Annotated in this window: 18 protein-coding genes and 1 other RNA gene; 7 read left to right on the top strand and 12 right to left on the bottom strand. The window is 72.3% G+C overall.

What is annotated here, in order from left to right:
* The first annotated feature begins 5 nt into the window (after positions 1-5).
* The gene (locus tag AB0K09_RS05435; protein ID WP_366063951.1) at positions 6-1,151 is read left to right on the top strand and encodes a bifunctional RNase H/acid phosphatase; all 1,146 of its coding nucleotides are present in this window, start codon (positions 6-8) and stop codon (positions 1,149-1,151) included.
* Positions 1,152-1,162: 11 nt separating this feature from the next.
* Here the strand turns inward: AB0K09_RS05435 and AB0K09_RS05430 are convergent, their stop codons facing one another.
* Together AB0K09_RS05430 and yaaA are read right to left on the bottom strand one after the other, a co-directional pair.
* Positions 1,163-1,423 carry a hypothetical protein gene (locus tag AB0K09_RS05430; RefSeq protein ID WP_366063950.1) on the bottom strand — a complete coding sequence of 87 codons (261 nt, stop codon included), beginning with the start codon at positions 1,421-1,423 and terminating at the stop codon, positions 1,163-1,165.
* 97 nt (positions 1,424-1,520) lie between these two features.
* Complete coding sequence (gene yaaA / locus AB0K09_RS05425) at positions 1,521-2,318, bottom strand: peroxide stress protein YaaA (protein WP_366063949.1); 798 nt, start codon at positions 2,316-2,318, stop codon at positions 1,521-1,523.
* A 114-nt stretch (positions 2,319-2,432) separates the two neighbouring features.
* Here yaaA and rnpB point away from each other — a divergent pair.
* Positions 2,433-2,835, top strand: an RNA gene (rnpB, locus tag AB0K09_RS05420) — RNase P RNA component class A.
* A gap of 54 nt (positions 2,836-2,889) precedes the next feature.
* On the opposite strand, the gene AB0K09_RS05415 is transcribed toward rnpB, so the two are convergent.
* The 4 genes from AB0K09_RS05415 to AB0K09_RS05400 form a co-directional block, all read right to left on the bottom strand.
* Positions 2,890-3,417: a hypothetical protein gene (locus AB0K09_RS05415; protein ID WP_366063948.1), complete on the bottom strand. Its 528-nt coding sequence runs from the start codon at positions 3,415-3,417 to the stop codon at positions 2,890-2,892.
* A gap of 221 nt (positions 3,418-3,638) precedes the next feature.
* Positions 3,639-4,175, bottom strand: a complete 537-nt coding sequence (locus AB0K09_RS05410; protein WP_366063947.1) for an FHA domain-containing protein — start codon at positions 4,173-4,175, stop codon at positions 3,639-3,641.
* A gap of 117 nt (positions 4,176-4,292) precedes the next feature.
* Complete coding sequence (locus AB0K09_RS05405; RefSeq protein ID WP_366063946.1) at positions 4,293-4,661, bottom strand: hypothetical protein; 369 nt, start codon at positions 4,659-4,661, stop codon at positions 4,293-4,295.
* Between the two features lie 71 nt (positions 4,662-4,732).
* The gene (locus AB0K09_RS05400; protein ID WP_366063945.1) at positions 4,733-5,359 is read right to left on the bottom strand and encodes a hypothetical protein; all 627 of its coding nucleotides are present in this window, start codon (positions 5,357-5,359) and stop codon (positions 4,733-4,735) included.
* A gap of 223 nt (positions 5,360-5,582) precedes the next feature.
* Here AB0K09_RS05400 and AB0K09_RS05395 point away from each other — a divergent pair, with 223 nt between their 5' ends.
* Genes AB0K09_RS05395 through AB0K09_RS05385 form a run of 3 tightly spaced genes read left to right on the top strand, consistent with a single transcriptional unit; the run spans position 5,583 to position 9,417 of the window.
* Positions 5,583-7,061 (top strand): alkaline phosphatase D family protein, encoded by a 1,479-nt coding sequence (locus AB0K09_RS05395; RefSeq protein WP_366063944.1) that lies wholly within the window; start codon positions 5,583-5,585, stop codon positions 7,059-7,061.
* Positions 7,062-7,121: 60 nt separating this feature from the next.
* Positions 7,122-8,405 (top strand): multidrug effflux MFS transporter, encoded by a 1,284-nt coding sequence (locus AB0K09_RS05390; protein ID WP_366063943.1) that lies wholly within the window; start codon positions 7,122-7,124, stop codon positions 8,403-8,405.
* Positions 8,406-8,415: 10 nt separating this feature from the next.
* The gene (locus AB0K09_RS05385; protein ID WP_366063942.1) at positions 8,416-9,417 is read left to right on the top strand and encodes a small ribosomal subunit Rsm22 family protein; all 1,002 of its coding nucleotides are present in this window, start codon (positions 8,416-8,418) and stop codon (positions 9,415-9,417) included.
* Between the two features lie 54 nt (positions 9,418-9,471).
* On the opposite strand, the gene ddaH is transcribed toward AB0K09_RS05385, so the two are convergent.
* Positions 9,472-10,290: a dimethylargininase gene (gene ddaH, locus AB0K09_RS05380; protein ID WP_366063941.1), complete on the bottom strand. Its 819-nt coding sequence runs from the start codon at positions 10,288-10,290 to the stop codon at positions 9,472-9,474.
* Positions 10,291-10,469: 179 nt separating this feature from the next.
* Here ddaH and AB0K09_RS05375 point away from each other — a divergent pair, with 179 nt between their 5' ends.
* Positions 10,470-11,072, top strand: coding sequence for a TetR/AcrR family transcriptional regulator (locus AB0K09_RS05375; protein ID WP_366063940.1), 603 nt, complete (start codon positions 10,470-10,472; stop codon positions 11,070-11,072).
* Positions 11,073-11,170: 98 nt separating this feature from the next.
* Positions 11,171-11,893, top strand: a complete 723-nt coding sequence (locus tag AB0K09_RS05370; RefSeq protein ID WP_366063939.1) for a bifunctional DNA primase/polymerase — start codon at positions 11,171-11,173, stop codon at positions 11,891-11,893.
* A 62-nt stretch (positions 11,894-11,955) separates the two neighbouring features.
* On the opposite strand, the gene efeU is transcribed toward AB0K09_RS05370, so the two are convergent.
* The 5 genes from efeU to map form a co-directional block, all read right to left on the bottom strand.
* Positions 11,956-12,813: an iron uptake transporter permease EfeU gene (gene efeU / locus AB0K09_RS05365; RefSeq protein ID WP_366063938.1), complete on the bottom strand. Its 858-nt coding sequence runs from the start codon at positions 12,811-12,813 to the stop codon at positions 11,956-11,958.
* A 42-nt stretch (positions 12,814-12,855) separates the two neighbouring features.
* Positions 12,856-14,148, bottom strand: coding sequence for an iron uptake transporter deferrochelatase/peroxidase subunit (gene efeB, locus AB0K09_RS05360; RefSeq protein WP_366063937.1), 1,293 nt, complete (start codon positions 14,146-14,148; stop codon positions 12,856-12,858).
* Between the two features lie 14 nt (positions 14,149-14,162).
* Entirely contained in the window at positions 14,163-15,293 is a 1,131-nt protein-coding gene (efeO, locus tag AB0K09_RS05355; protein WP_366063936.1) for an iron uptake system protein EfeO, read from the bottom strand.
* A gap of 262 nt (positions 15,294-15,555) precedes the next feature.
* Entirely contained in the window at positions 15,556-16,218 is a 663-nt protein-coding gene (locus AB0K09_RS05350) for a biliverdin-producing heme oxygenase (protein ID WP_366063935.1), read from the bottom strand.
* A gap of 117 nt (positions 16,219-16,335) precedes the next feature.
* Positions 16,336-17,193 (bottom strand): type I methionyl aminopeptidase, encoded by an 858-nt coding sequence (map, locus tag AB0K09_RS05345; protein WP_366063934.1) that lies wholly within the window; start codon positions 17,191-17,193, stop codon positions 16,336-16,338.
* Positions 17,194-17,385 lie beyond the last annotated feature (192 nt).

Here is a 17,385-nt window from a genome sequence, read left to right as displayed (position 1 = left end):
CGGCGATGGCGAATCGCTTCATCGTCGAGGCGGACGGCGGTTCCCGGGGCAACCCGGGGCCCGCCGGCTACGGCGCGGTGGTCCTCGACGCCGTCACCGGCGAGGCGCTGGCCGAGGCCGCCGAGTACATCGGCACGGCCACCAACAACGTCGCCGAGTACAAGGGGCTCATCGCCGGGCTGGAGGCCGCCCGGGCCATCGACCCGGAGGCCGAGATCCAGGTCCGGATGGACTCCAAGCTCGTCGTCGAGCAGATGTCCGGCCGCTGGAAGATCAAGCACCCGGACATGAAGCCGCTGGCCGCCCGCGCCGCGAGCGTCTTCCCGGCGGGCCGGGTCGCCTACGCCTGGATCCCGCGCGAGAAGAACAAGCACGCGGACCGGCTGGCCAACGAGGCCATGGACGCCGGCAAGGCGGGCCGCCCGTGGGAGCCGTCCGCCGCCGCTGCCGCTCCCTCCGTCCCGGTCGCCGAGCCGCTTCCGGAGCCCAAGGCCGCGCCCGTCGGCTGGGCCGCCCCGGCGGACCTGGGCACCCCCACCACCTTCGTCCTGCTGCGGCACGGCGAGACCGCCCTCACCCCCGAGAAGCGCTTCTCCGGCAGCGGCGGCACGGACCCCGAGCTGTCCCCGGCCGGCCGCCGCCAGGCGGAGGCGGTCGCCGCCGCGCTGGCCGCCCGCGGCACCGTCCAGGCGGTCGTCAGCTCGCCGATGCGGCGCTGCCGCGAGACGGCCGAGATCGTCGCGGCCCGCCTCGGACTGGACGTCCGCGTCGAGGACGGCCTGCGCGAGGCCGACTTCGGCACGTGGGAGGGGCTCACCTTCGCCGAGGTGCGCGAGCGTTTCCCCGAGGACCTCGACGCCTGGCTCGCCTCCTCCAAGGCCGCCCCGACCGGCGGCGGCGAGAGTTTCGCGGCGGTGGCCCGCCGGGTCGCCCTCTCCCGCGACAAGCTCCTGGCCCGCCACGCCGGCCGCACGGTCCTGCTGGTCACGCACGTGACCCCGGTCAAGACCCTGGTCCGGCTGGCCCTGGGCGCTCCGCCCGAGTCCCTCTTCCGTATGGAACTGGCGGCGGCCTCGCTGTCCGCGGTGGCCTACTACGCGGACGGCAACGCGTCGCTGCGCCTGCTCAACGACACGGGGCACCTGCGGTAGCAGCCCGGTGGTCAGGGCTCGGCGATGGGCACGACGTGCCCGCACGACGCGCAGACCCACACCGGGCCCTCCACGTCCCGCTGCCGCCACATCGTGCGTCGGCAGCGCGGGCATCCGGTCGTCGCGATCCCGGCCGCCCGGCTCATCACCGGCGGCTCGGGGGTCGTGTCGGCGTACTCGATGATCCGCGCCCTCAGCGTGTCGTCGGTGGTGTTGGCCATCCGCAGCAGGTGTGCGACGCGTGAGCGGGCTTCGTCGACGAAATCGTTCATCTCGGGAAGCAGGCTATCGCCCGTCGCACCTGTGCCCGGGTACGAACGGCACGTCAACGCACCCGTGTTCACCCGCGGGTGTCGCCCGGGGGCTCGCTCAGAGCTCGGTGACGATCACGTCCAGCGCCCAGGGCCTGCCGCCCTTGTCCGGGGCCGCCGCCTCCACCGCGTACCCCAGCGCGCGCAGCGCGTCCACCAGCTCCGCCGGGTCCGCGGGCTCCGCGCCCGCCGTCAGCAGATCCCGGACCAGCCGGCCCTTGGTCGCCTTGTTGAAGTGGCTGACGACCGAGCGCTTCTCGGTCCCGTTCACGATCTTCGACTGCAACACCCGCACGGTCGCCGTGCGCCCGGCGAGCTCGCCCTTGGGCTTCCAGGCCGTCGCGTACGCCGCCGAGCGCAGGTCGAGCACCAGCCCGCCGCCCGCCGCCGGGGGCAGCGCCTCCGCCATCGGCCCGCGCCAGTGGGCGCCGAGCGCCCCCAGCCCCGGCAGCCGGACGCCCATGGAACACCGGTACGAGGGAATGCGGTCGGTGATCCGCACCGCGCCCCACAGCCCGGAGAAGACCAGCAGCGACCGCTCCGCCGCCCGCCGCGCCGCGTCCTCCAGCGTGCCGAGGCCCAGCGCGTCGTAGAGCACGCCCGTGTAGATCTCCCCGGCCGGGCGCGCCGGGGCGTCGCGCAGGGCCGCGTTCCTGGCGACCTCCCCGCGCAGCCCGGGGCTGAGCCCCAGCACCTCGGCGGCCTTCTCCTCGTCCGCCGCGCACAGCGCGACCAGCTCGGCGAGCACCTCTTCCCGGGCTCCGGCGAGCTCCGGCAGGGCGAGCGAGCCGACGTCGACGGGGTCTCCGGCGCCGCCCTTGGCCTTCCCCTCGGACGGCGGCAACAGCACGAGCACGGTCGATCTCCTTCGGTGTTCACGGACCGCCACCGACCCTAACCCCGCGGGCGGCGGCCCGAGGTCCGGGTTCGTCCCGCTCCGAGCGGCCGGTACCATGGTCGACACGGCGGACGAGCCGGCCGGGCGGCCGCGAGGGACCCACTGGGCCCTTCGAGGAACGTCCGGGCTCCACACGGCAGGGTGGTGGGTAACGCCCACCCGGGGTGACCCGCGGGACAGTGCCACAGAAAACAGACCGCCGGGGGCCGCGAGGCCCTCGGTAAGGGTGAAACGGTGGTGTAAGAGACCACCAGCGTCCGAGGTGACTCGGACGGCTAGGTAAACCCCACCCGGAGCAAGGTCAAAAGGGGACGCCTCCGGGTGTCCCTGCGCGGACGATCGAGGGCTGCCCGCCCGAGTCCGCGGGTAGACCGCACGAGCCTGCCGGCAACGGCAGGCCTAGATGGATGGCCGCCTCCCCGAGGCCCGCGAGGGCCCCGGGAGACAGAACCCGGCGTACAGGCCGACTCGTCCGCCCCGTCCACCTTTGGTGCGGGCATCGGGTCTCCCGGGTCAAGGCCGGAGCGCTTCAGTGCTGGCTGTTGCGGAAACCGATGACCACCGCGCCCCACCAGCAGATCTGGGACACCGTGGCCGTGCCGGCCGCCCAGGCCAGATGGCGGCGCCGCGGGCGTTCCCGCGGGCGGCGCTCGGCCATGCGCCGGTTCAGCAGACCCGCCTGCAGGCCGTTCAAGGACAGCAGCAGAACCAGCACCAGCTTGGTGCGGGTGAGCGTCGACGAGGTGTCCGGTTGCAGCAGGATGCCGCTGCCGACGAGCCCCGCCAGCCCGGCCCAGATGGGTAGGTGCAGCCGGCCCGCGCCTTCGAGGGCGTCCGTCAGGGGCATCCGGCGGGTCAGCCACAGCAGGCCGTAGTAGTCGGCGACGAGTACGGCGCCGAAGCCCAGCACCAGGCTCGCGAGGTGGATGAAGAGCGCGACGGTGTGCAGGGAGGCGTCCGCCCGGACGTGCCCCGAGGCCCAGACGACGGCGGTCCAGCCCGCGCAGACGGCCAGGGCGGCGCCGCCGACCGTCCACCAGGAGTCGTAGAGGCTCACGGGCCGGGAGCCCTTCGCCCAGGCCGGCGCCTGTCGCGGGCCGGCGAAGAGGGGTGCCGGCGAGTCATGGGGTGGGGCGGCGGACACTGCTCTCCATTCGAAGTTAGGCGAGGCTTGCCTCACCCGTGGCGAGAGGTCACTATGACTGCCGGAGCCCTTGATCGCCACCCCAGGCCGCTGTTGTGATCGGCCCGTTGCCGAGCCGATATCCCGAAACGCGGTCAAGCGTAGGAAATCACCCGAAGCCGGCGGTCTCCTATTTGCAATTCGTCTCCCGGCTCCAGGGGCATCCGGCCCCTGACCCGCCCCCCGTTGACGAACGTTCCGCCCGGCGAGCCGAGGTCTTCGACCAGGTAGCCGCCGTCGGTGTCCGGGTGCAGCACCGCCTGCCGGCGGGCGATCTTCGGGTCGTCCCCGAGGCCCGGTGTCTCATGGTTCAGTCGCATCTGCCCGCCGTGCCATGGCAGGCAGTGGCCCGCGACCGGGCCGTTCAGGATCTCCAGCGCCATTTCCGGCTGCGGGACACCCGAGGCCCGCCGGTGCTGTTCGAGCGACTTCCTGAGGACCTCCGCACTGCTGCTCGGGGCCTGCGCTATCCGGTGGGGGGACCAATGGGCGGCCTGCGCGGCCATCGCACGCTTCCGCGCCCGGCGCTCGGCGACCTTGCCGCCCCACCACGACGGTACGAAATTGGGGCCGCCCGGTGCGGGCAGCTGCGGCAGATGAGGGTCTGTGGGCATGGTCATCACCTCAGACATTCCGCGTATTCTTCACCCTACGATGCACACGCGAGCCGGTGCGAACGGGGGAACGGGGGGAACGGGGAAACGCGGGGTGCGACCGAAGAGGCCCCACCCCGCTTCGCCGAGGCGCTCTCAGCGCACCGTCACCGAGAACTCCGGCGAGATCGCCCCGCCGCCCGTGATGCGCAGCGCGTTCTTGCCCTTGATGCCGAGCTTGACGTGCATCGAGTAGGCGGACGCCTTGTCGACGGGCACGCTCGCCGGCAGCGACACCCACGTGGTGCCCTGCTTCTGCTGGAGCGTGACGACGGTGCCGGTCCTGATGCCCGTCGCCTTGCCGCTGACCCGGAACGCCTGCCAGGCCTTGACGGTCTTCACGCTCGCCTGTGCGCTCAGCGCGGGCTTCGCGGGGGCGGCGACGGCCGCCGTGGCGCCGGCCCCGGCCATGAGAGCGGCACTCAACGCGCCGATGACGGCGAGGCGGTGGTGTGCGCGATGCATCTGCGTTCCTCCTTGTCGGCCGTTTCAGGGCTTCACTGAGGAACACGGGGTTCTCGGCGGCGTGGGTTGCCTCACGGTGTGCTGAAGGTGAAATTCGAGTGGTTCGTGGCCAGTTGTGTTCCGTCCGGGCCGTAGACGGTGACCTGGAGCTGCCAGTGGACCGTCGGGGTCGGGACGATGAAGGTGGGGTGCCAGTTGGTGCTGTCCCAGTTCAGGACGGGGGAGCCGATGGTGCTGTCGCCGCTCATGGTGAGCTTGGTGGCGTCGTTGTAGGTGTGCCACTTGAGGGTGACGGTGCGGCCTTTGAGGCCGGCGACGGTCGTATTGACCTGGACCTTCGTGACCGTCGGAGTGACCGCCCCCAGGGACTGGACGCTGTCCACGCGGGCCGAGACGCGCGGGGTGGAGGCCATGGGGGAGGGGGCGGTCGGCGGCGGCGCCGGCGGAGTCGTGGACTCCGGGGGTGCAGGGGGCGAAGAGGACGGCGTCGACGGCGAGGGCGACGGCACCGGCGTCGTCGGCCCCGGCCCGGGCCCCGGGGACGAGCCCGCCTGCACCAGGACCGGGATCGCCGCGCCGAGCACCACCGCCAGGCCGCCCGTCACCCAGTACAGCCAGACCCGCGACCAGAAGCGGTTCTCCGGCCCGTGGCCCGGCGGATACGCCGGCGGTTGCGGAGGGTCTCCATCCGGGCTCACGCGCCCACCCCCCTCGGTGTGGCCCCTCGCATGGGAGGACGCTACACCCGGATTCGGCCATTCGGACGAGGCCGGCGGGGACTGGGGGCGCGTATCGACGTGCGCGCCCCCAAGGCCCGCCGTGGCCGGAACCGGACGCCCGTCCTCCGTGCCTTCGGTCCGTCACACAACGTTCGGCGGCACGGGCCTTCACACCTTCCTCACCCGCGCGCAGTCTGATGCCATGACCCCCCAGACGAACCCCTTCACCCTCGGTGTCGCCTCCGGCGACCCGCTCCCGGACTCCGTCGTCCTGTGGACCAGACTCGCCCCGCGGCCCTACGAGCCGGGCAATGGCTTACCCGGCGACGGCGCCATCGACGTCCAGTGGGAACTCGCCTCCGACGAGTCGTTCCGCCACCTGGTCCAGAACGGCACCGTCCCCGCCCCCGCCGCCGACAACCACACCGTCCACCTGGACGTCCGCGGCCTCGAGGCGGACCGCTTCTACTGGTACCGCTTCCGCGTCGACGGCCGCTGGATCAGCCCCACCGGCCGCACCCGCACCGCGCCGGCCCCCACCGCCGACGTCGACCGGGGCCGCTTCGGACTGCTCTCCTGCCAGCAGTACGACGAGGGCTACTACACCGCCCTCGCCCACCTGGCCGGCGAGGAACTCGACGCCGTCTTCTTCGTCGGCGACTACATCTACGAGAACGCCATCAACGCCCAGGCCGGCGCGCGCCACTACACCGCCCCGCTCCCGGAGTTCTTCAACCACGTGACCTTGAACCTGACGGACTACCGGCTGCGCTACGCCCTCTACAAGTCCGACCCCGACCTCCAGGCCGCCCACGCCGCCCACCCCTGGTACGTCACCTGGGACGACCACGAGGTCGGCAACAACTACGCGGGCGACATCTCGCAGGACAACGACCCCGTCGACGTCTTCCGCGCCCGCCGCGCCGCCGCCTACCGGGCGTACTGGGAGAACATGCCGCTGCGCGAGGCGCACCGCCCCACCGGCCCGGACATGCGGCTCTACCGCCGCTTCCAGTACGGCCGGCTGGCCCAGTTCGACATCCTCGACACCCGCCAGTACCGCTCCGACCAGGCCTACGGGGACGGCTGGCAGTACCCGGGCCCCGAATCCGAGGACCCGGCCCGCACCCTGACCGGGGCGGAACAGGAACGCTGGCTGCTGGACGGCTTCCGCTCCTCCACCGCCCTGTGGAACGTCGTCCCCCAGCAGGTCGCCTTCTGCCGGCACAAGAACACCACCGCCGACCGCTCCCAGCTCTCCATGGACGCCTGGGACGGCTACCCCGCCTCCCGCGACCGCGTCCTCGCGGGCGTGGCGGAGGCCGGGGTCGCCAACTTCGTCGTCCTCACCGGCGACGAGCACGTCCACTACGCCATGGACATCAAGGAGGACTTCGACGACCCGGACTCCCGCACCCTCGGCGTCGAGGTCGTCGGCACCTCGGTCTCCAGCGGCTTCGACGGCGAGGAGCACCCGGACGACTGGACCCTGACGCTGGCCGCGAACCCCCACATGAAGTTCTACGACGCCCGCCGCGGCTATGCCCTGGTCACCCTGGAGCGCACCCACGTCCACGCCGAGTTCCGCACCCTCACCGGCGTCGTCACCCACGGCGCGCCCGTCTCGACCGCCGCCTGCTTCGTCTCGGAGGCCGGTGACCCCGGCTTCAGCGCCGCCTGACGTGCGCAGGCGATGAGGTAAGGGCCGGTGGCCCGTCGCGCCCATGACACCATGGAGGGCATGACGGACCCCGGCCCCGCCACCACCGACGCCCCCCGGCAGCACATACCGAGCACCCCCGCCGGCCGCCGCGCGAGCCTGCTCGTCACCCTCGTCCTCGGCGGCCTGACCGCCCTGCCGCCGCTGTCCATGGACATGTACCTCCCGGCCCTGCCGGAGGTCACCGGTGCCCTGCACAGCCCGGCCGCGACCGTGCAGCTCACGCTGACGGCCTGCCTGATGGGCATGGCGCTCGGCCAGCTTGTCGTCGGCCCCATGAGCGACAAGTGGGGACGCCGCCGTCCACTGCTCGCCGGCATGCTCCTGTACGTCGTCGCCACCGCGGTCTGCGCCCTCGCCCCCACCGCGGGGCTGCTGATCGGCTTCCGCCTGGTCCAGGGCCTGGCCGGGGCGGCCGGCATTGTCATCGCGCGGGCCGTCGTCCGGGACCTCTACGACGGCGTGGCCATGGCCCGCTTCTTCTCCACCCTCATGCTGATCTCCGGCGTGGCACCCGTCATCGCGCCGCTGATCGGCGGGCAGATCCTGCGCCTGACCGACTGGCGGGGCGTCTTCGTCGTCCTCACCGCGGTCGGGATCCTCCTCACCCTCCTCGTCTGGCGCACGCTCGACGAGACGCTGCCGCCGGCCGCCCGCCACTCCGGCGGCGTCGGCCAGGCCCTGCGCACGATGGGCGGGCTGCTCACGGACCGGGTCTTCACCGGCTACCTGCTCGCGGGCGGCTTCGCCTTCGCCGCCCTCTTCGCGTACATCTCCGCCTCGCCCTTCGTCGTGCAGGACATCTACGGCGCCTCGCCGCAGACCTTCAGCCTGCTCTTCGGGCTCAACTCCATCGGCCTGGTCGTGGTCGGCCAGATCAACGGCAAGCTCCTGGTGGGCCGGGTCAGCCTGGACGCGGCCCTGGCCGCCGGCCTGGGCGTCGTCACGCTCGCCGCGGCGGCCCTGGTGCTCATGACCTCGGGGGTCTTCGGCCGGCCGGGCCTGGCGCCCGTGGCCGCGGGACTGTTCGTCCTGATGTCCGCGATGGGCCTCGCCATGCCCAACACCAACGCGCAGGCGCTCATGCGCTCCCGCAACGCCGCCGGCTCCGCGTCCGCGCTGCTGGGCACCTCCACCTTCCTGCTCGGCGCGATCGCCTCGCCGCTCGTGGGTATCGCGGGCGAGCACACGGCCGTGCCGATGGCCACCGTCCAGCTGGCCTGCGCCCTGCTCGCCGTGGCGAGCTTCGCCGGCCTGTGCCGCCCGTGGCGGCGCGCGGCGCAGGAGGACGGCGCGCACCCGTAAAATCCGTCCAATGCACGCCCCCGAACACGCGCCGACCGGCGAGAGCCTGCGCACGGCCCTCGCCGGCCTCCTCGACGGACTGCCGCCGCGGCAGGCCGCCCAGGCGGTCGAGCGGCTGATCGCCAACTACCGGGGGCGCACCCCGACCCACACGCCCGTCCTGCGGGACCGCTCCGACGTGGCCGCCTACGCGGCGTACCGGATGCCGGCGACGTTCGAGGCGGTGTCCGCCGCGCTCGACGCCTTCCGCGACCGCGTCCCCGGCTTCGTCCCCGCCTCGCACGTCGACATCGGCGGCGGCACCGGCGCCGCCACCTGGGCGGTGGCCGCGGCCTGGCCCGAGGGCGGGCACCGCACCACGGTCCTGGACTGGGCGGGCCCGGCGCTGGAGCTCGGCGAGGAGCTGGCCGGTACGGCGGCCTCCGCGGCGCTGCGCACGGCGAGCTGGCAGCGCGCGACGATCGGCGCCGGCCTGACGCTCCCCGAGGCCGATCTGATCACGGTGTCCTACGTGCTGAACGAGCTCACCGAGGCGGACCGCCGCGCGGTGACGGAGAAGGCCGCGCGGGCCGCGCGGGCGGTGGTGATCGTCGAGCCGGGCACCCCGGACGGCTACCGCCGGATCATCGAGGCCCGCGCCCTGCTGATCGAGGAGGGCTTCACCGTCGCGGCGCCCTGCCCGCACAGCGCGGGATGCCCGATGGAGGGCGCGGACTGGTGCCACTTCGCGGCCCGGGTCAGCCGCTCCTCCCTCCACCGCCAGGTGAAGGGAGGCTCGCTGCCGTACGAGGACGAGAAGTTCTCGTACGTGGCGGCGGTGCGCGGGCCGGTGGAACCGGCCGGGACCGCGCGGGTCGTGCGCAAGCCGCAGATCCGCAAGGGCCAGGTCCTCCTGGAGCTGTGCACCCCGGAGGACGGCCTGACCCGCGAAACGGTGACCAAGCGGCACGGTCCGCTGTACCGCGGCGCGCGGGACACGGACTGGGGCGACGAGTGGCCCCCCGCCCCGTAAGGGGCGCGGGGAACTGCGCGAACGGCCACGACGGCCCGCAGCCGGCGGACGGCCTCAGTCCCGCAGCTCCTGCGTGCAGCACTTCACGCTGCCGCCGCCCTTCAGGAGTTCCCCGAGGTCCAGCCCGATCGGCTCGTAGCCTCTCTCCCGCAGCGGCTCGAAGAGCCCCACCGCCGCCTGCGGCAGCAGCACGTGCCGGCCGTCGCACACCGCGTTGAGCCCGAGCGCGGCGGCGTCCTCCTCGCGCGCGATCAGCGCGTCGGGGAAGAGCCGCCGCAGGACGGCCCGGCTGCCGGGGGAGAAGGCGCCGGGGTAGTACATGACCTCGTCCCCGTCGAGCACGCACAGCGCGGTGTCGAGGTGGTAGTAGCGCGGGTCGACGAGGTCCAGCCCGATCACGGGCCGGCCGAAGAACTCCTGCGCCTCGGGGTGCGAGAGCGGGCTGCTGCGGAAGCCGCGGCCCGCGAGCAGCCAGGACGCGGTGACGGCGAAGTCGCCCTCGCCCTCGTTGATGTGCTCCGGCTCGCGCACGTGCTCGTAGCCGTGGGAGCGGAACCACTCCAGGTGGGCGGCCGCCTCGGCCCAGCGCTCGGGGTGGGCGAAGCGGGCGCCGAGGACGCGCCCGTCGACGACGGTGGCGCCGTTGGCGGCGAAGACCATGTCCGGCAGGTCCGGCCGCGGCGTGAGCTCCTCGACGGTGTGCCCGAGGGCGCGGTAGCGGTCGCGCAGGTCCTCCCACTGGGCCAGGGCGAGGGGCAGGTCGACGGGCTTGCCCGGGTCCATCCACGGATTGATCGAGTACGTGACGCGGTAGTACGTGGGTGGGCACATCAGATAGCGGCGAGGTGTGGCTGCACGCGGGACGTTGCTCAAGTCGCGCTCCTCACGGTGGCGTTGGGCACGCACGCGGATCTCGTGCGTGCCCAAATGGTCCACGGTCGGGGCCCGCACCGCATGAACCGTACGGGTGGTTTACGGCCGCCCGCTCTCCTTCCACGGGTGCGCGCGTGAGACGATACGTTTCGCCTCACTTCCTCGCTACACTGCCCGCCATGACCACCCCCAGGACCCCCGACTCCACGCGCCGCAGCGAGCGTTCGCGCCGCGCGATCCTCGACGCCGCCCTGGAGCTCGTCGGCGAGACCGGTTACCAGAAGCTGACGATCGAGGCCATCGCCGCCCGGGCCGGCGTCGGCAAGCAGACGATCTACCGCTGGTGGCCGTCGAAGGCGTCCGTCCTGCTGGACGCCTTCCTGGCGCTCGGCGAGGACGCCGCGCAGGGCGAGTACGAGCTCCCCGACACGGGTGATCTGGAGGCGGATCTGAAGTCCGTGCTCCGGGCGACGGTGGACGAGCTGAACAGCCCGGTCTACGACGCGCCGGCCCGCGCCCTCGCCGCCGAGGGCGTGGTCAACGCGGAGCTGGGCGCGCAGTTCGTCTCGCTGGTCCTGGAGCCCCAGCTCCAGCTGTACGTCAAGCGGCTGCGCGCCGCGCAGGAGGCGGGCGGCGCCGACCCCGGCATCGACCCCCGGATCGCGCTGGAACTGCTGGTGGGGCCGCTCGCCCACCGTTGGATGCTCCGCACGCTCCCCCTGACGCACGAGTACGCCGACGCCGTCGTGGAGCTCGCCCTGCGCGGTATCGCGCCACGCTGAGCGGCCGGTCTCACACCCCCCGGGTACGTCCGGCGGTCACACCGGGAGCAGGATGGTGGCAGCATTGACCCCAGACCGCGGTCGAAGTGAGGGGATAGATGGAACGCAAGAGCAGATTCTCCCAATGGCTGCGCCGCTCCCGGAGTGGAGCGGGCGGCGCTACGGGCACGGGGGCGGCCACCGGAGCCGCCCGCGAGGAGCTGCTCCTGGCCGCGGCCGGCGCGGGTTTTCCCCTGGCCCCCGCCGCGCACCCCTCCGGGTACGGCTGTTCCTGCGAGCGCATCGGCTGTCCCACCCCGGGCCGCCATCCGGTGTCCTTCGCCTGGCAGACGCTGGCGACGACGGACGCCGACAAGGTGACGAAATGGCTGCGCGCGCAGCCCGAGGCGAACTTCGTCACCGCGACCGGCATCGCCCACGACGTCCTGGACGTCCCGGCCGAGGCCGGCCGGCAGGCGCTGGACCGGCTGACGGCGTCCGGCGTCGAGGTCGGCCCGGTGGCCACGGTCGCCCCCGACCGCATGCTCTTCTTCACCGCCACCCGCGGCACCCCGGACGACGAGGACGAGTGGTGGCCGTGCGAGCTCGACTGCCATCCCGAGACGATGGACGAGCATCCGGGGCTGCGCTGGCACTGCCGGGGCAGCTATGTGCTGCTGCCGCCGTCGCGTCTGCCGAACGATGAGCAGGTGGCGTGGCTGCTGGGGCCGGAGCGGCCGTTGCCGGATCCGCTGACGCTGCTCGAAGCGCTGACGGACGCGTGCGCGGCGTACGCGGGCGACAGCCCGCACGAGCCGGCGCCCTGGCCGATCGGGCGCTGAGACACGCGAACGCCGGGCGGGCTGGACCTTCGTCCAGCCCGCCCGGCGTTCGCGTACCGGGGCTAGGCGCGCTCGTCGGCCGTCACGGCCGCGTCCGTACGAGGAGCCGGTGCCGGTGCGGCCTTCCGGCCCGGGGCGAAGAAGACGGCCAGGGTCGGGACCAGATAGAGGGCCCAGACCGCCACCTGGAGCCACGTCGGGTCCGGCTGGAAGTTGAAGACGCCCTTGAGCAGGGTGCCGTACCAGCTGTCGACCGGGATCTGCGCGCTGATGTCGAACGCCTTCGAGCCCAGGCCCGGCAGGACGCCCGCCTCCTGGAGGTCGTGGAAGCCGTAGGCGAGCACGCCCGCCGCGACGACGATCAGCATGCCGCCGGTCCAGGTGAAGAACTTCGCCAGGTTGATCTTGAGGGCGCCCCGGTAGAACAGCCAGCCCAGCACCACGGCGGTCAGCAGGCCGAGCACGGCGCCCACGAGCGGCCGGACGCCGTCGTCCGTGGCCTGCACGGCCGTCCAGATGAACAGGGCCGTCTCCAGGCCCTCGCGCCCCACCGCCAGGAAGGCGGTGACCACCAGCGCGGTGGTGCCCATGGCGAGCGCCGCGTCCAGCTTGCCGTGCAACTCGGTCTTCAGGTGCCGCGCGGTGCGCCGCATCCAGAAGACCATCCACGTCACCAGGCCCACGGCGATGACCGAGAGGGAGCCGCCGAGCGCCTCCTGGGCCTCGAAGGTCATCGACTGCGAGCCGAACTGGAGCAGCGCGCCGAAGCCCATGCTCAGCAGCACGGCGACGGCGATGCCGAGCCAGACCGGCGGCAGCGCGTCCTTGCGCCCGGTCTTCACGAGGTAGGCGACGAGAATGCAGACGACCAGGCTGGCCTCCAGGCCCTCGCGCAGGCCGATCAGGTAGTTGCCGAACACGCGGCGTCCCCTTCTTCCTTGGACTTCAGTGCCGGACCGTGACTACGAGAAGAGCGCCTTGCCCCACCAGTCGTCCTTGTCCCGGACGCCCGGCGGCACGGCGAAGACGGCCGAACCGACGTGCTGGATGTACTCGTTGAGCGCGTCGTTGCGCGCCAGCTTCGTCTGCAGGGGCACGAAGCCGTCCCGGACGTCCCGCTGGTACGCGATGAAGAACAGGCCCGCGTCCAGCCGGCCGAGGCCGTCCGTGCCGTCGGTGAAGGAGTAGCCGCGGCGCAGGATCCGGATGCCGTTGTTGGAGTCCGGGTGGGCCAGGCGCACGTGCGCGTCGGGCTTCATCGCCTTCAGCACGGGCTCGTCGTGCTCGCGCTGCTTGCCGACCGGGGCGCCCTCGGCCTTGTCGCGCCCGAAGACGTCCTGCTGCTCCGACAGGGAGGTGCGGTCCCAGGTCTCGATCTGCATCCGGATGCGCCGGGCGACGAGGTAGGAGCCGCCGGTCATCCACGCCGGGCCCTCCTTGCCACCGACCCATACGTGCTTGTCGAGGGCCGCGGTGTCGGTGCCGGCGATGTTCCGGGTGCCGTCCTTGAAGCCCATCATGTTGCGCGGGGTCTGCGCGTCGGGCGTGGTCGAGGAGGTCTTGCCGAAGCCGAGCTGGGACCAGCGGATGGCCGCCCGGCCCATGGCGATGCGGGCCAGGTTGCGGATCGCGTGCACCGCGACCTGCGGGTCGTCCGCGCAGGCCTGGACGCACAGGTCGCCGCCGCTGCGGGCCGCGTCGAGATTGTCGCCGGGGAAGGCCGGGAGGTCGATCAGGGCGGCGGGGCGCCGGTCCTTCAGGCCGAAGCGGTCCTTGCCGTCCTTCTCGAAGAGGCCGGGGCCGACGCCGAAGGTCAGGGTGAGCCGGGAGGGCTTGAGGCCGAGAGCCTCGCCGGTGTCGTCCGGCGGCAGCTCGGCGTTGTCGCCGAACGCGCCGGCGCCGACCTCGTGCCCGGCGGTCATCCGCGCGGCGGCGGCCGTCCACTCCTGGAGGAGCTTGACCAGGGCGGCCCGGTCGGTGGTCGTCACGTCGAAGGCGGCGAAGTGCAGCCGGTCCTGCACGGCCGTGGCGATACCGGCCTGGTGGTCGCCGTAGAAGGGCACCGCGTCACCGGTGGAGGCGGCCGGCTCGGCGTCGTCGCCGATGCGCAGCGCGGCGACGGTGCCGCCCGCGGCGGCCGCGCCGAGCGCGAGGCCCGCGCCGCCCCAGCCGAGGACGGAGCGGCGGGAGAGCCCCGCCCTGGGCTTCCCGTCGGAAGCCGGGGCTATGCCGGTGGTGTCGGTGGTCTCGCTCATCGAAGGTCCCCCTCTTACTTCGCGACGGCGCCGGCGAGCTTGGACAGCGGCTCGGACAGGGCGTTGACGGCGTCCGACAGCTTCTTGCGGTCGTCCTTGCCCACGGTGTCGTAGGACGTGAAGCCGTCGCCGTCGCGGTAGCCGTCGAGGGCCTTCTTCACTGCGGCGAACTGCTTGTCGAGCTCGGTGGTCAGCGCGGCGTCGTTCTTGGCGGCGACCGGCTTCAGCAGCTCGTACGCCTTCTCGGCGCCGTCGACGTTGGCCTCGAAGTCGGCCAGGTCGGTGTGGCTGTAGCGCTCCTCCTCGCCGGTGATCTTGTTCTTGTAGACCTCGTCGAGGAGTTCCTTGGCGCCGTTGGCCATGCTCGTCGGGGTGATCTCGGCGGTGCCGACGCGCTTCTGCCAGTCCTTGAGGTCGGTGATCAGCTGGTCGGCGAGCTTCTTGTCGTCGTCGGAGATCTGCTTGGCGTCCCAGAGGGACTTCTCCAGCTTGTGCCAGCCCGTCCAGTTCTGGCCCTGCTCCAGGCCGTCCTCGCGGACGTCGACCTTGGGGTCGATGTCGCCGAAGGACTCGGCGACCGGCTCGGTGCGCTCCCAGCCGGTGCGGGAGGGGGCGTAGAGCTTCCGGGCCTCGTCGAGGTTGCCGGCCTTGATCGCGTCGGCGAACTTCTGGGCCACCGGGAGGGTTTCGTCGGCCTGCTGCTGGGCGTACGCGCGGTAGGCGGCGACGGCCTTGTCCAGCTCCGGGTTCGCCTTCTTCTCCGTGCCGCCGCCGGTCACGGTGATCTTCTGGCGGATGCCGTCGCCCTTCATGCCGGGCTTGCAGGCGATTTCGTACGAGCCCGCCTTGATCTCTGCGGTGATCTCCGCCTTGGTGGACGGGCCTATGTTCTCGCGCTCAGTAATGATCTTGTCGTTGTCGCCGTAGACGTAGACCTCGGTGACCTTCGAGCCCTTGTTCTCGACCTGGATCTTGACGTGACCGGCCGGGAACGACGTCTTCGAGACCTCGCACTTGTCGTCCGAGGCGGTCACCCGGACCGCGTCGGCGTCCTTGGCGTCCGACTTCTCGGAGCACCCGGTCACGGCGGTCAGGGCCGCGGCCGCGGCGATGGCGGTGACGACGGAGGAGCGGAGGACACGCATGACGGGCTCCAGGCATGCTCAGGAGGGCGGACGGAACATGGCCGAAAGGACATGGCCGAATTAGGCCGCCCTAACTTATCTGAGGCTTGCCTACCCTGTTCCCCCGTCGGCGCGTGATTCTGCTCTCACGAGGCAAAATCTCGTCACCCACACCTCTTGATCAACAATCGCCCCTGGTGCGCCGCAAGATCAATTCGCCTTTCGGCCGCCGATTGCGGTGACCGTTTATCGGCCCGGGAGCCCGGGGGTCCCCCGGGCTCGGCTACGCGCTCAGCGGAAACTCCTCGCCGAGTTCCCGGAAGACCGCCGTGTTGAGCGCGAAGGCGTGCTTGCACTCCTCCACCACGCGCTGCTTCTCCAGCTCGTCCACCGGCAGCGCGTCCAGCAGCGCGCGGTACTCGCGCTTGAAGGCGGCCGGGTTGGGGATGGCCTCGAAGACGTAGAACCGCACGCCGTCGCCCTTGCGCGTGAACCCCCAGGTCTTCTCCGCGGTGCCCCGGATGAGCTGGCCGCCGGAGAGGTCGCCGAGGTAGCGGGTGTAGTGGTGGGCGACGTACCCGGCGGGCCAGTCCCGCGCGCACTCCTCGATCCGCGCGGCGTACGCGGCGGTGGCCGGCAGCGGCTGGAGCCCGCGGCGCCAGCCGGGCCCGCCCAGATGGGCCAGATCGCGCTCCAGCTGCCCGGTGCGGGCCAGCTCCGGCCGTATGAACGGCCCCGCGACGGGATCGGCGGCGAGGGCGGCCGAGGCCGACTCCAGGGCGCGGTAGACGAACCACAGCTGCTCGGTGTACCGCCGGTAGGCCGCCACGCCCAGACGGCCGCCCAGCATGTCGCTCATGAACGACGAGCTCTCGGCCTCGGTGTGCTGGGCGTGCGAGGCGGTGCGGATCAGCGTGGAGAACGGGGTCGGGGCGGACGCGTCCAAGGCGGACCTCCGGGGCCGAGGGGGGCGGACGGGCCGGACGCTGTCCCGCGTACCGGCCTGGTGCAAGAGGTTCCCGACGAGCTGTCGGGAAAAACCTCGCGCCGCCCCGCGGCCGGGCTACGGGAGGGTCAGGATCTCCGCGCCGGTGTCCGTCACCACCAGGGTGTGCTCGAACTGGGCCGTCCGCTTGCGGTCCTTCGTGACGACCGTCCAGCCGTCGTCCCACATGTCGTACTCGTACGTGCCCAGCGTGAGCATCGGCTCGATGGTGAACGTCATGCCGGGCCGGATGAGCGTGTCGTGGTGCGGGCTGTCGTAGTGGGGGACGATCAGGCCGGAGTGGAACGACGAGTTGATCCCGTGCCCGGTGAAGTCGCGCACGACGCCGTAGCCGAAGCGCTTGGCGTACGACTCGATGACCCGCCCGATGATGTTGATCCGGCGCCCGGGCCTGACCGCCTTGATGGCCCGGGCGAGCGCCTCGCGGGTGCGCTCGACCAGCAGCCGCGACTCCTCGTCCACGTCGCCGCAGAGGTAGGTGGCGTTGTTGTCGCCGTGCACCCCGCCGATGTAGGCGGTCACGTCGAGGTTCACGATGTCGCCGTCGCGCAGGACAGTGGAGTCCGGGATGCCGTGGCAGATGACCTCGTTGACCGACGCGCACAGCGACTTGGGGAAGCCGCGGTAGCCGAGCGTGGACGGGTAGGCGCCGTGGTCGCACATGTACTCGTGCGCGACCCGGTCCAGCTCGTCCGTCGTCACACCGGGCTCGATGAGCTTGGCCGCCTCCTCCATCGCCCGCGCGGCGATGCGCCCGGCGATCCGCATCCGCTCGATCGTTTCGGCGTCCTGGACCTCGGGGCCGGTGTACGGGGTGGGGGCGTCCTTGCCGACGTACTCCGGCCGGCGGATGGACGCGGGCACGGAACGGGTGGGGGAGAGTCTCCCCGGGACGAGAAGCGACTGGCCAGACATGTCAGCGAGTGTAGTCAGACCCCGTCGGGGAGCATGGGGTGAGCAGGGAGGAGACGCGATGGCACTGTTCAAGCGGCGTCAGGCCGGAAAACCGGGACCAGGGTGCGGTCGGGCCCGCGCGAAGTGCGGTGGCGGACCGAGGAGTTGCGACTCTCACCATACGCATGACTTGGTCGCCTGACAAAGTCATTC

This window comes from Streptomyces sp. NPDC049577 (assembly GCF_040675635.1).
In the GTDB taxonomy this organism is placed as follows: domain Bacteria; phylum Actinomycetota; class Actinomycetes; order Streptomycetales; family Streptomycetaceae; genus Streptomyces.
Note: the sequence above shows the minus strand (reverse complement) of the source record. Positions and strands in the feature narration are given on the sequence as shown.

What these genes read in the sequence shown, in the direction of transcription:
- AB0K09_RS05385 (WP_366063942.1), top strand. Translation starts at nt 8,416, where the DNA reads ATGCACGCCCCCGAACACGCGCCGACCGGCGAGAGCCTGCGCACGGCC.
- AB0K09_RS05405 (WP_366063946.1), bottom strand. Translation starts at nt 4,661, where the DNA reads ATGCATCGCGCACACCACCGCCTCGCCGTCATCGGCGCGTTGAGTGCC.
- AB0K09_RS05395 (WP_366063944.1), top strand. Translation starts at nt 5,583, where the DNA reads ATGACCCCCCAGACGAACCCCTTCACCCTCGGTGTCGCCTCCGGCGAC.
- efeO (WP_366063936.1), bottom strand. Translation starts at nt 15,293, where the DNA reads ATGCGTGTCCTCCGCTCCTCCGTCGTCACCGCCATCGCCGCGGCCGCG.
- AB0K09_RS05430 (WP_366063950.1), bottom strand. Translation starts at nt 1,423, where the DNA reads ATGAACGATTTCGTCGACGAAGCCCGCTCACGCGTCGCACACCTGCTG.
- efeB (WP_366063937.1), bottom strand. Translation starts at nt 14,148, where the DNA reads ATGAGCGAGACCACCGACACCACCGGCATAGCCCCGGCTTCCGACGGG.
- map (WP_366063934.1), bottom strand. Translation starts at nt 17,193, where the DNA reads ATGTCTGGCCAGTCGCTTCTCGTCCCGGGGAGACTCTCCCCCACCCGT.
- AB0K09_RS05375 (WP_366063940.1), top strand. Translation starts at nt 10,470, where the DNA reads ATGACCACCCCCAGGACCCCCGACTCCACGCGCCGCAGCGAGCGTTCG.
- AB0K09_RS05435 (WP_366063951.1), top strand. Translation starts at nt 6, where the DNA reads ATGGCGAATCGCTTCATCGTCGAGGCGGACGGCGGTTCCCGGGGCAAC.
- AB0K09_RS05390 (WP_366063943.1), top strand. Translation starts at nt 7,122, where the DNA reads ATGACGGACCCCGGCCCCGCCACCACCGACGCCCCCCGGCAGCACATA.
- AB0K09_RS05370 (WP_366063939.1), top strand. Translation starts at nt 11,171, where the DNA reads ATGGAACGCAAGAGCAGATTCTCCCAATGGCTGCGCCGCTCCCGGAGT.
- AB0K09_RS05410 (WP_366063947.1), bottom strand. Translation starts at nt 4,175, where the DNA reads ATGTCTGAGGTGATGACCATGCCCACAGACCCTCATCTGCCGCAGCTG.